The organism is Curtobacterium sp. KBS0715 (assembly GCF_005938005.2).
GTDB classification, from domain to species: domain Bacteria; phylum Actinomycetota; class Actinomycetes; order Actinomycetales; family Microbacteriaceae; genus Curtobacterium; species Curtobacterium flaccumfaciens.
Map to the genome: position 1 here is coordinate 2128880 of NZ_VCCA02000001.1, position 11815 is coordinate 2140694.

Consider the following 11815-nt stretch of genomic DNA (forward strand, 5'->3'; position numbering starts at 1 on the left):
TTCGGGCGGCACCAGAACGGTGCCGCCCGAAGTGCGTCCAGGAGACGAACTCCGGTCCCGATCCGGAACAAACGGGCCCGCCCGCGACTTGACTGGAGCGGACCTCCCACCACAGCGAAAGGAGTCACCTCAGGTGACCGACAAGCGCACCCTCATCATCTTCGGCGCAACGGGCGACCTCGCCTCCCGCCTGCTCCTGCCGGGCCTCGGCACGTTCCTGCAGAGCGGCCGTGCCGTCCCCGTGCAGCTGATCGGCACGGGCCGCAGCGAGCGCAGCCCCGAGAAGTGGAAGGACATCGTCACGCAGTCCTTCGCGTCGCAGGACGTCAAGGGGCCGGAGGTCGACGCGACCATCGAGTCGACGCAGTTCATCCAGGGCGACCCCACCGACCCGAAGCACCTCGAGGCGCTCCTGGCCGCGGCCGACTCCGAGCCGATCCTGTACTTCGCCCTCCCGCCGCAGATCGCCTCCGACATCTGCGAGGCGCTCGAGCACGTCGAGCTCCCCGCGGGCACGACCCTTGCCTTCGAGAAGCCCTTCGGCACCGACGTCGCCAGCGCCCAGGCCCTCAACGAGACGGTGCTCAAGCTCGTCCCCGAGGACCGCGTGCACCGCACCGACCACTTCCTCGGCCGCACCACGGTGCTGAACATCATCGGTCTGCGCTTCGCGAACCGCCTGTTCGAGCCCATCTGGAACGCCGAGAACATCGAGAAGGTCGACATCTTCTACGACGAGACCCTCGGTCTCGAGAACCGCGCCCAGTACTACGACGAGGCCGGCGCGATGGTCGACATGATCCAGTCGCACCTGCTGCAGATCCTCGGTCTGGTGACGATGGACGCCCCGGCCGCGATCGACGCGGTCGAGTTCCGCTCGTCGCTCGCCCGGGTCCTGCGCTCCACCCGCCTCAAGGGCGACGACGCGAAGATCGCCTCGCGCCGCGCGGTCTACACGGCCGGCACGATCGACGGCAAGGAACTGCCGTCGTACCAGGAAGAGGACGGCGTCGATCCGTCGCGCCAGACGGAGACCCTCGCCGAGATCTCGGTCGAGGTCGACACCGCCCGCTGGGCCGGCGTCCCCTTCACGCTGCGCTCCGGCAAGGCCCTCGGCGCCAGCCGCAAGGAGGTGCTGATCACCTTCAAGCCGGTCACGCGCCTGCCCTCCGGTCTGAGTGGTCGCCCGAAGACCGACACGCTGCGCATCGTCCTGAACCCGGACGAGATCGAGCTGTCGGTGTCGGCCAACGGCGGTGGCAACCCGTTCGAGATGGGACAGGTCACCCTGTCGTCGTCGTTCAGCGACGGCGAGCTCACCCCGTACGGCGAGGTCCTGAACGGCATCTTCCACGACGACCCGCTGCTCTCCATCCGCGGTGACGTGGCCGAGCGCTGCTGGGAGATCGTGGAGCCGGTCGTCGCCGCCTGGAAGGCCGACGAGGTCCCGCTCGAGGAGTACCGCGCCGGTTCGCGCGGCCCGGCGGACTGGGAGTCGTCGTCCTGACGGATGCGCTGACGACGTCCTGAACGGACGCCCTGACGGACGGGAGGCCCGGTGCCAGCTGGCACCGGGCCTCCCGTCCGTCCTGGGGTCACCACCAGGGCACCGCAAGACGCCGTCGTGTCTTCGAGACGCCGCCGGATCCTGCGGCGTCTCGGCGGCTTCGAGGTGTCGCGCGAAGACGACGGCGTCTCCCGGGGGCTGAGCCGGACGTCAGGCGGGGGAGCCGGCGCGCTCACCCTCGCCGGTCCACGACCGCGTGCCGCCGTCGTGGACGGGCAACCGCGTGCGGTGCCCGACGGTCGCGCCACGTGCGCGCTCGATGGCGTCCGCTGCCGACACGAGCGTCAGGTGCGACAGCACCTGCGGGGTGTTGCCGATGTGGTGTCGGGTGGCGACGTCGATCTCCTCGGAGAGCATGCCGACGTCGTTGGCGTACCCGACGAGCACGTCCATCAGGCGCTCGGCGTCCTCGACCCGTCCCGAAGCGGCGTACTGCTCCACCAGCCAGAACGAGCACGCCAGGAACGGGTGCTCGGCACCGGACAGCCCGTCGAAACCGGCCGTGGTGCGGTAGCGGAGCACGAGGCCGTCGTCCCCGACGCGCAGGTCCTCCTCGATGGCGCGGACGGTGCCCGTCATCCGGGGGTCGTCGGCGCGGCAGAACCCGACCTGCGGCAGGACGAGCAGGCTCGCGTCGACCTCGTCGGTGTCGTAGTGCTGGCGGAACGAACCGCGATCGGCGTTCCAGCCGTGCTCCTCGATCTCGGCGCGGACGGTGTCGCGCAGGGTGCGCCAGCGGTCGACGGGGCCCTCGAGGCCGAACTCCTCGACCGCGGCGACCCCGCGGTCGAACGCAGCCCAGATCATCACCCGCGAGTGGGTGAAGCTGCGCCGCGGGCCGCGCATCTCCCAGATGCCGTTGTCCGGCTCCTGCCAGTGCTCCTCGACGTAGCCGAGTAGCGCCCGTTGCAGCGCCCAGGAGTCGGCGTTCTCCTCGACCCCGAGCTCGCGCGCGTCGTGCAGTGCCGCGAGCACCTCGCCGAAGACGTCGCCCTGGTACTGCGTGGAGGCGCCGTTGCCGACGCGCACGGGAGTCGACCCGAGGTACCCCGGCAGTTCGGGCAGCTCCCGTTCGGGCAGCTCGCGTTCGCCGGCGATGCCGTACATGATCTGCACGTCGGCGGGGTCGCCCGCGATCGCGCGCAGCAGCCAGCCGCGCCAGTGCGTGGCCTCGTCGCGGTAGCCGTGGGCGATGAGCGACGCGAGCGCGAGGGAGGCGTCGCGGAGCCACACGTAGCGGTAGTCCCAGTTGCGTTCGCCGCCGGGGTCCTCCGGCAGGCCCGTGGTCGCGGCGGCGACGACGCCACCGGTCTCGCCGTGGGTCATCGCGCGGAGGAACACCAGCGACCGACGTGCGGCGTCGGCGTACCGACCGGTGGTCTGCGCCGGTGCGGTCCACGCTGTCCACCACGAGATGGTGTGGGCGAGGGCCGCGTCGACGTCGAGCGGCTCCGGCGGCTCGCGGTGCGACGGGTACCAGGTGAGCACTGTGTCGAGCACGTCGCCGTCGTGGATCGTCGTGACGGCGGTGTGCCGGTGGTCGTCGGCGCGGAACCGCGGCCCCCGGACGATCACCGAGCCGGGACCCGCGGTCGCGAGCAGCGCCGGTTCGTCGTCGTCCCCGATCTGCCGGATCCACGGCAGGGCGCGCGAGTAGTCAAACCGGATCCGGAGCGTCTGCCGGAGTTCGACGGTGCCGCGGAGCCCACGCACCCGGCGGACGATCGAGGGGCGGTGGGCCCCGACGGGCATGAACTCGGTGACCTCGACCACGCCGTCACGGGTGGTCCACACGGTCGAGAGCACCAGGGTGTCACCGTGGTACCGCCACTCGGCGGTGGCGTCGTCGTCGACGGGTCGCAGGGTCCAGTGCCCGTGGTCCTCGGTGCCGAGCAGCGAGGCGAAGGTGGACGAGCTGTCGAAGCGCGGCAGGCACGCCCAGTCGATGGTCCCGTCGCGGCCGACCAGGGCAGCGGTGCCGGTGTCGCCGATCAGGGCGTGGTCCTCGATGCGGTTCGGCGGTGTGTTCGGTGTGGCTGTGCTCGGTGCGGCTGGGTGTGGTGCGGCTTCGGGCGGTGCGGCCGGCTCGGTGCTCATGGACCGATCGAACACCCGATGCCCGAGCGCCGCGGTCGGCCACGGGGGCTCCGGGCCGAGATCGTGATGAAGGGTCGCTCAGGCCGGGTCGGAACCGTCGGACTCGATGATGCCGACCCGCGCGAGCTCGCTCCACAGGCCGGCGCCGTCCGGTGCGTACACCCAGGGCGCCGACGAGTCACGGGAGCGTTCCTGCGCCCGCGAGCGACCACCGGCCAGGACCGCTTCGCTCGTGGACAGCTGCCGGATGGCGACGCCCGCGACGTTGTCCGGGTGTTCCCGCGAGAAGTCCCCGTAGAGGCTCTCGTCGTGCTGTCCGTCGTCGCCGACCAGGAGCCAGCGGATGTCCGGGAAGTCCTTGGCGAGCCGCCGCAGGTTCTCCTGCTTGTGCAGCTGGCCGCTGCGGAAGAACCGGTCGTGGGTGGGACCCCAGTCGGTGAGCAGGAGTGTGCCGGACGGGTACATGTTGCGGGACAGGAAGCGCTGCAGCGTCGGGGCCACGTTCCATGCTCCGGTCGACAGGTAGACCGTCGGGGAGCCGGGGTGCTGCGCGAGGATCCGCTCGTACAGCACGGACATGCCCGGCACCGGGCGGCGGGCGTGCTCGGTCAGCACGAACGAGTTCCAGGCGGCGAGCATGGGGCGGGGGAGCGAGGTCACCATGACCGTGTCGTCGATGTCGGACAGCAGCCCGAAGCGGGTGTCCGGATGCACGACGAACACGTCGGCCTCGACGTCGCGCCCGCCGCCTGCCGACAGCCGCACCGTGCGCCAGCCGGGCTCGAGGTCGATCGGGACGATGGTGTCGACGACGCCGCCACGGTCGGTCTTCACCACGTGGGAGACACCGCCGGCGGTGACGGTGACCTCGGCGTGGTCGACGGCCACGCTCGTGAAGCTCTTCCAGCCGCGGACCCCCGCGTAGGAGACGTCGGAGGCGAGACCGCGGCGCGTCAGCAGCACACGGCACAGGATGCGCACCCAACCGGGCGCGCCGTAGCCGGTGTACGGGACCACCGTCGGCACCAGTCCGCGACGGCGTGCACGGTGCTCGCGGAACTCCTGGACGGCGTCCTCGATGCGGGCCGCGCGGTGCAGGAGCGGCTCGGCCAACGACGGCTCGTGGGACGTCGGGTCGGGCATGGCGCCATCATCCCATGTACGGCTGACGAAACCGCGCGCTGGGCGGAACTGGTGAGTCGCAGCCATGTTCCAGGCGCGTTCTGCGAAAGTTGTCCCCGTCACACCAACCAACCGCGCTGGAGCGCAAGAGGAGAACACGTGCTCGTCACCGAGGTAACGAACGCTCTGCCGGGGGGATCATCACTGCTCAGGAACGAGCCGGTCCAAGCCCGCAGTTCGGCGCGCCTCGCCGGCCTCCTCGACGCCGCAGCCGCGGTGATCGATGAGATCGGGTTCGAACGGCTCACGACCGCCATGGTCGCCGAGCGCGCGGGGGCGTCGATCGGCACCGTCTACCGGTACTTCCCGGACCGCATCGCCGTGGTCGAGGCACTCGCGATCCGCTGCACCCAGCGGCTCGCCTCCCGCTTCGTCGAGGCCCTCGACGCCAGCGGCGCCGAGACCTGGCAGGACGCGAACGACGCGCTCATCGACATGACCGCCGAGATGTACCGCACCGAGCCCGGCTTCCGGGCCATCCGCTTCGGTGACCCGGCGGACACCGGTACCGGTGACGCCGAGGACCGCATGGGCGCACTCGGAGCGACCGTGGGCCAGATCATGCGCGACCGCTTCGGCCTGCCGGACGACGAGCACATCACCCGCGCCTGGGTCGTCCTCGCCGAGTCCGGTCACGCGGTGCTGGCGCGCGCGCACCGCGACCGCGAGCACCCCGACACGGAGCTGATCGAGGAGTACCGCCGGATGAACCGTGCGCACCTGGAATCGGTGATCGCCGCGTCCTGACCACCCACTCAGCCGGCGCGACACGCCGGTGACCGAACCGATCCGCCCGCGCCTCCGAACACCGAGGCGCGGGCGTCGTCGTCCCCGCCGATCCCGTCGTGCCCGTCGGCATCCCCACCGACCTGTGCACCGCCGCAGGACGGTCACGGAACGTCACAGCGAACCGATGTCGGCACCTCCGGGTACTCTCATCCGGAGTCGGGCTACCTCCGAACAGAAGGGCACCCCATGATCGAGTTCCGCTCGGTGCGCAAGACCTACCCGGACGGCACGACTGCGGTCGAGCGCTTCGATCTGGTCATCCCGTCCCGGACCACCACCGTCTTCGTCGGATCCAGCGGCTGTGGCAAGACCACGCTGCTCCGCATGATCAACCGCATGGTCGACCCCACCTCCGGCACCGTCGAGATCGACGGCTCGGACGTCGCCGGGATCAACCCCGTCGAGCTCCGTCGCCACATCGGGTACGTCATGCAGAACTCCGGACTGCTGCCGCACCGCAAGGTCGTCGACAACATCGCGACCGTCCCGCTGCTGACCGGCGTCTCCAAGGCCGACGCACGCAAGCGCGCCCTCGAGCTCATGGACACCGTCGGACTCGACCGTGCATTCGCCGACCGCTACCCGTCACAGCTGTCCGGCGGCCAGCAGCAGCGCGTCGGTGTGGCCCGCGGGCTGGCCGTCGACCCGAACATCCTGCTCATGGACGAGCCGTTCGGTGCGGTGGACCCCCTGGTGCGCAACGACCTGCAGGACGAGCTCATCCGCCTGCAGCGCGAACTCGGCAAGACCGTCGTGTTCGTGACGCACGACATCGACGAGGCGTTCAAGCTCGGCGACCAGGTCGTCATCCTCAAGAAGGGCGGGGAGATCGCCCAGCAGGGGACGCCGGCCGAGATCCTCGCCGCACCCGCCGACGACTTCGTCGCCACGTTCATCGGCGCCGGCCGCGGGCGCCGCGCGCTCCGCGTCGAGCAGACCCCGACCGGTCCGATCGTCGTCGACGGTGAAGGCCGCGCGGCCGGCGTGCTGACGGGCCCCGTCGGGGTCGTCGACGCCGCCGAGGCCGTGCCGCAGTCCGACGCCCGAGCAGCAGAGGCCGGAGCGTCGCACGACGCACCGGGTGCTCCGGCGCAGGGTGGGGGCACCCGGTGAAGTGGGTGCTGGCGAACCTCGACACGATCTGGGACAACACGCTCTCCCACCTCGCGATCGCGATCCCGCCGATCATCGTCGCGTTCCTGCTGTCGATCCCGATCGGGTGGCTGGTGGTCCGGCTGCAGCGCCCCGGTGGGTCGCGTTTCGCATCGGGTGTGGGCAGCAGCATCGTGACCCTCGCCGGTCTGCTCTACGCCATCCCGTCGCTCGCCCTGTTCGTCGCGCTGCCGAGCATCATCGGCACCGGCCTGCAGAGCCCGATCAACGTCGTCATCGGTCTGACGCTGTACGGCCTCGCACTGATGGTCCGGTCCACGGTCGACGGGCTGACCTCGGTCGACTCCGAGACCAAGTCCGCCTCGACCGCCATGGGCTACTCACCGGCGCAGCGGTTCTTCCGGGTGGAGCTCCCGCTCGCCGGTCCGGTCCTGCTGGCCGGCCTCCGGGTGGTCTCGGTCTCCACGATCTCGCTCACCACGGTCGGCGCGGTCCTCGGCATCCCGAGCCTCGGCCTGCTGTTCACCGACGGCCTGGGGCGCGGGATCTACGAGGAGATCCTCTCCGGTATCGTGATGGTGCTCGTGCTCGCCTTCGCCCTCGACGGCCTCCTCGTGCTGCTCGGGCGCCTGGTCATGCCGTGGACCCGGACGAACGCGGTGTCACGACGACAGGCCCGCCGGGTCCTGCAAGCAGCGGAGGTCTCCTCGTGATCATCGGACAGGCCTTCGCGTGGGTGTTCGACCCCACGAACTACGGCGGCTACAACGGCATCCCCCAGCGCCTCTGGGAACACGTCTGGATCACCCTGCTCGCGGTGCTCATCGCCGCCGTCATCGCCGTGCCGGTCGGGTACGCGATCGGCCACACGCGCCGTGCTCGTGGCTTCTCGATCGCCGTGTCCGGCGGAGTGCGGGCGCTCCCGACGCTCGGCGTGCTCTCGCTGTTCGGGCTGCTGCTCGGCATCGGGCTGCAGGCTCCCTTGCTCGCCCTCGTCATCCTGGCGATCCCGTCGGTGCTCGCCGGTGCGTACTCCGGCATCGAGTCCGTCGACCCGGGGGTCGTCGACGCCGCGAAGGCCCAGGGCATGACCGGTTGGCAGATCCTGTGGAAGGTGGAGATCCCGCTCGGACTCCCGCTCCTGATCGGTGGCATCCGTGCCGCGGTGCTGCAGGTCGTCGCGACGGCCACGCTCGCCGCGTACGTCGGGGCCGGTGGCCTCGGCGGGTACTTCTTCCTCGGCCTGAAGACCCAGGACTACGCCGAGATGCTCGGCGCCTCCATCCTCGTGATCGCCCTCGCGATCGCGTTCGAGATCGTGTTCGCCGTGCTGCAGCGGGCGGCGGTGCCGAAGGGCACCGCGGACCCGTCGGCCCGACAGCGTCAGGGGTCGCGTGAGCGAGCCCGCAATCCACTCCCGGAAGGAAATCCCTCGTGATCACAGCACCCAAGATCCGCGCCGGTGTCGCCGCCGCGATGGCGGTGGGCGTCGTCGCCGCCCTCGCCGGCTGCGCGTCGAGCGACCCGCTCGACAGCGGCTCCAGCGACTCGTCCGACTCGAAGACCATCGTCGTCGGCTCGCAGCAGTACTACTCGAACGAGATCATCGCCGAGCTCTACGCCCAGGTCCTCGAGAAGGACGGCTTCGACGTCAAGCGCAACTTCAACATCGGGCAGCGTGAGGTCTACATCCCGCAGCTCGAGAAGGGCGCCATCGACGTCATGCCCGAGTACAGCGGCAACCTGCTGCAGTACTTCGACAAGAACTCGGACGCGAAGACCGCCGACCAGATCGACGACGGGCTCGACAAGGCCCTGCCGAAGGGCCTCCGGGTCCTCGACGAGGCCGACGCGACCGACCAGGACAGCTACACCGTCACGAAGAAGTTCTCCGAGGACAACGACGTCACGAGCCTGGCCGACCTGAAGAACGTTGACGAGAAGCTCACCGTGGGCGCCAACTCCGAGAACCAGACGCGGCCATACGGCCCGAAGGGGCTCAAGTCGGTCTACGGCGTCGACGTCGACTTCAAGGCGATCGAGGACGGCGGTGGCGCCCTGACGGTCAAGGCGCTCAAGGACGACACCGTCCAGCTGGCCGACATCTACACGGCCGACCCGAGCATCAAGGCGAACGGCTTCGTCACGCTGAAGGACCCGGAGAACCTGATCCTGCCGCAGAACGTCGTGCCGGTCGTCTCGAAGAAGGTCAACGAGAAGGCTGCGGACGCGATCGACTCGGTCAACGAGAAGCTCACGACCGAGGCCCTGATCGAGCTCAACACCAAGAGCACGGCCGACAAGGAGAAGGCGTCCACCATCGCCGAGGACTGGCTGAAGGCCGAGGGCCTGCTGTAGCCACAGCTCCACGAAAGAAAAGCGACAGGCGTCGGGTATCTACCCGGCGCCTGTCGTCGTTCGCGCACGGGGCAGCGCGAACATCCGTGCCGCACGGTTGTGCCGTGCAGGGGCTGTGCACGTTTGTGCACGGGGAGGTTCTACAAGTTGTCGAACCGGGGTGCGTCGCGATAGCGTTGGGGTGTCCCAAGGGCTGTGACACCTGATGTATCCGTTCCACAGGAAGCAACTGACGTGCACGAACAGCGCGCGGCCACCCGTCTCGGAATCGCCGCATGAACGACCTCCTCGATCCGCTCCTCCTGTCGCGGTGGCAGTTCGGTCTGACGACCATCTACCACTTCCTCTTCGTCCCGCTGACGATCGGCATGGCAGCCGTGGTGGCCGTGTTCCAGACCGCCTGGTACCGGACCGGCCGCGCGCACTACCTGCAGCTGACGCGGTTCTTCGGGCGGATCTTCCTGATCAACTTCGCGATGGGTGTCGTGACGGGCATCGTGCAGGAGTTCCAGTTCGGCATGAACTGGTCGAACTACTCGCGCTTCGTCGGTGACGTCTTCGGCGCACCGCTCGCACTCGAGGGGATCCTGGCGTTCTTCTTCGAGGCGGCGTTCATCGGCATCTGGATCTTCGGCTGGGACCGCCTGCCCAAGGGGCTGCACCTGGCGAGCATCTGGTGCGTCAGCGCCGGCACGATCATGTCGGCGTACTTCATCATCGCCGCGAACGCGTTCATGCAGCACCCGGTCGGCTTCGCGATGAACGAGGCCAAGGGCCGTGCGGAACTCACCGACATCTGGGCGGTGCTCGGCAACAAGGTCGCCCTGGCCGCGTTCCCGCACACGCTCTTCGCCTGCTTCATGGTCGCCGCGGCGGTCATCATCTCGGTCGCGGCCTACCACCTGGCGCGCAACCAGAACCTCGAGACGATGATGCCGGCGCTCAAGTTCGGCATGTGGACCATGCTCGCGGCCGGCGCGCTGACCGTCCTGACCGGCGACCAGCTCGGACTGACGATGGTCGACACGCAGCCGATGAAGATGGCGGCGGCCGAGGCGCTGTACAACACCGCGACCGGCAAGGACGCCTCGTTCTCGATCTTCACGCTCGGCACCCCCGACGGCGTGCACGAGCTGTTCTCGATCCGGGTGCCGTACCTGCTGTCGTTCCTGTCGACGCACACGTTCAACGGCACGGTCGAGGGCATCAACGACCTGCAGGCGCAGTACACCCAGGTGTACGGTCCCGGCGACTACAAGCCGATCATCTGGGTCACCTACTGGTCGTTCCGCTGGATGATCGCCCTCGGCGTCGGCGCGGTCATGGTCTCGCTGGTCGGCCTGTGGCTGACCCGCAAGGGTCGGTTCCCGACGCAGCGCTGGGTGTGGCGCATCGCCACCTGGACGGTGCCGCTGCCGATGGCCGCGATGATCGTCGGCTGGGTCTTCACCGAGATGGGTCGCCAGCCGTGGCTCGTGTTCGGGCTGCTCCAGACGAAGGACGGTGTGTCGCCGAACGTGACCGGGCTCGAGGTCCTCATCTCGCTGCTGGTCTTCACCCTGATCTACGGCTCGCTGGCCGTCGTCGAGTTCAAGCTCATCAAGAAGGTCGCGCAAGAGGGGCCCGCCGACCCGGCCGAGGTCGACGAGGAGACCGGCGAGGTCAAGCACGAAGTGACGGTCTACTAGAAATGGACGCTGCCTGATGGATCTCCCCGTTCTCTGGTTCGCGATCGTCGGCGTCTTCTTCGTCGGCTACTTCGTCCTCGACGGATTCGACTTCGGTGTCGGCATGTCCCTGCCGTTCCTCGGCAAGGACGACACCGACCGTCGGGTCCTGATCAACACCATCGGCCCGGTCTGGGACCTCAACGAGACCTGGGTCATCGTCGCCGGGGCGTGCCTGTTCGCGGCGTTCCCGGAGTGGTACGCCACGATGTTCTCCGGCTTCTACCTGGCGCTGCTGCTCATCCTCGCTGCACTCATCGTCCGGGGGGTGTCGTTCGAGTACCGGCACCAGAACAAGCACCTCGAGTGGAAGCGCCGCTTCGACCTGATGATCATCGTCGGCAGCGCCGTGCCGTCGTTCCTGTGGGGCGTCGCGTTCGGCAACGTCGTCCGTGGCATCCCGATGGACGCCGGGCACAACTACACCGGCACGATCTTCGACCTGCTCAACCCGTTCGCGCTGCTGACCGGTGCCGCGACGCTGCTGGTGTTCTTCACCCACGGGGTCGTCTTCGTGGCGCTGAAGACCGAGGGCGACATCCGCGTCCGCGCCAAGCGCCTGGCGACCCGGGCCGGCATCGTCACGATCGTCGTCGGCGCCGCGTTCCTGGTGTCGATGGCCTTCGTCCGGGCCACCCCGGCCTCGCTGGTGCTCTCCGTGGTCGCCGCCCTGGCCCTGGTGCTCGCCGTGCTCTGCAACGCCTGGGGCAAGGAGGGGCGCGCCTTCACGCTGATGGCGGTCACCATCGCCGCGATCGTGCTCGCGATGTTCACGGCGATCTTCCCCGACGTCATGCCGGCCTCGAACGACGTCGCGAACAGCCTGAACGTGTACAACGCCTCGTCCGGGTCGTACACGCTGACCGTGATGAGCTGGGTCGCGCTGATCTTCGTGCCCCTGGTCTTCGCGTACCAGGCCTGGACCTACTGGGTGTTCCGCAAGCGCGTCTCCCGCGCCCACGTCACCGCGGCCGCGCACTAG

Annotated in this window: 10 protein-coding genes; 8 read left to right on the plus strand and 2 right to left on the minus strand. The window is 69.3% G+C overall.

All coding sequences use genetic code 11. The features are described from left to right. Positions 1 to 133: 133 nt before the first annotated feature. A complete protein-coding gene (locus FFG40_RS10180; RefSeq protein ID WP_138803096.1) occupies positions 134 to 1507 on the plus strand; it encodes a glucose-6-phosphate dehydrogenase in 1374 nt (457 codons plus the stop codon). 210 nt (positions 1508 to 1717) lie between these two features. On the opposite strand, the gene FFG40_RS10185 is transcribed toward FFG40_RS10180, so the two are convergent. After that, positions 1718 to 3664 (minus strand): glycoside hydrolase family 15 protein, encoded by a 1947-nt coding sequence (locus tag FFG40_RS10185; protein WP_260678853.1) that lies wholly within the window; start codon positions 3662 to 3664, stop codon positions 1718 to 1720. A gap of 78 nt (positions 3665 to 3742) precedes the next feature. After that, on the minus strand, positions 3743 to 4807 hold the full coding sequence (locus tag FFG40_RS10190; RefSeq protein ID WP_035808219.1) for an App1 family protein: 1065 nt from the start codon (positions 4805 to 4807) through the stop codon (positions 3743 to 3745). Between the two features lie 255 nt (positions 4808 to 5062). Here FFG40_RS10190 and FFG40_RS17130 point away from each other — a divergent pair, with 255 nt between their 5' ends. The 7 genes from FFG40_RS17130 to cydB all read left to right on the plus strand — a co-directional run bounded on the left by FFG40_RS17130 (position 5063) and on the right by cydB (position 11815). After that, entirely contained in the window at positions 5063 to 5593 is a 531-nt protein-coding gene (locus tag FFG40_RS17130) for a TetR/AcrR family transcriptional regulator (protein ID WP_175475042.1), read from the plus strand. A gap of 228 nt (positions 5594 to 5821) precedes the next feature. Next, positions 5822 to 6748: an ABC transporter ATP-binding protein gene (locus FFG40_RS10200; protein WP_138803097.1), complete on the plus strand. Its 927-nt coding sequence runs from the start codon at positions 5822 to 5824 to the stop codon at positions 6746 to 6748. Continuing rightward, positions 6745 to 7461: an ABC transporter permease gene (locus FFG40_RS10205; protein ID WP_138803098.1), complete on the plus strand. Its 717-nt coding sequence runs from the start codon at positions 6745 to 6747 to the stop codon at positions 7459 to 7461. The genes FFG40_RS10200 and FFG40_RS10205 overlap by 4 nt, the downstream gene beginning before the upstream one ends. Continuing rightward, on the plus strand, positions 7458 to 8186 hold the full coding sequence (locus FFG40_RS10210) for an ABC transporter permease (RefSeq protein ID WP_138803099.1): 729 nt from the start codon (positions 7458 to 7460) through the stop codon (positions 8184 to 8186). Before FFG40_RS10205 ends, FFG40_RS10210 begins: the two co-directional genes overlap by 4 nt. Then, a complete protein-coding gene (locus tag FFG40_RS10215) occupies positions 8183 to 9106 on the plus strand; it encodes an ABC transporter substrate-binding protein (protein WP_138803100.1) in 924 nt (307 codons plus the stop codon). Before FFG40_RS10210 ends, FFG40_RS10215 begins: the two co-directional genes overlap by 4 nt. A gap of 275 nt (positions 9107 to 9381) precedes the next feature. Continuing rightward, positions 9382 to 10794: a cytochrome ubiquinol oxidase subunit I gene (locus FFG40_RS10220; protein WP_138803101.1), complete on the plus strand. Its 1413-nt coding sequence runs from the start codon at positions 9382 to 9384 to the stop codon at positions 10792 to 10794. A gap of 16 nt (positions 10795 to 10810) precedes the next feature. Beyond that, positions 10811 to 11815, plus strand: a complete 1005-nt coding sequence (gene cydB / locus FFG40_RS10225; protein ID WP_138803102.1) for a cytochrome d ubiquinol oxidase subunit II — start codon at positions 10811 to 10813, stop codon at positions 11813 to 11815.

What these genes read in the sequence shown, in the direction of transcription:
- FFG40_RS10185 (WP_260678853.1), bottom strand. Translation starts at nt 3,664, where the DNA reads ATGAGCACCGAGCCGGCCGCACCGCCCGAAGCCGCACCACACCCAGCC.
- FFG40_RS10190 (WP_035808219.1), bottom strand. Translation starts at nt 4,807, where the DNA reads ATGCCCGACCCGACGTCCCACGAGCCGTCGTTGGCCGAGCCGCTCCTG.
- FFG40_RS10200 (WP_138803097.1), top strand. Translation starts at nt 5,822, where the DNA reads ATGATCGAGTTCCGCTCGGTGCGCAAGACCTACCCGGACGGCACGACT.
- FFG40_RS10220 (WP_138803101.1), top strand. Translation starts at nt 9,382, where the DNA reads ATGAACGACCTCCTCGATCCGCTCCTCCTGTCGCGGTGGCAGTTCGGT.
- cydB (WP_138803102.1), top strand. Translation starts at nt 10,811, where the DNA reads ATGGATCTCCCCGTTCTCTGGTTCGCGATCGTCGGCGTCTTCTTCGTC.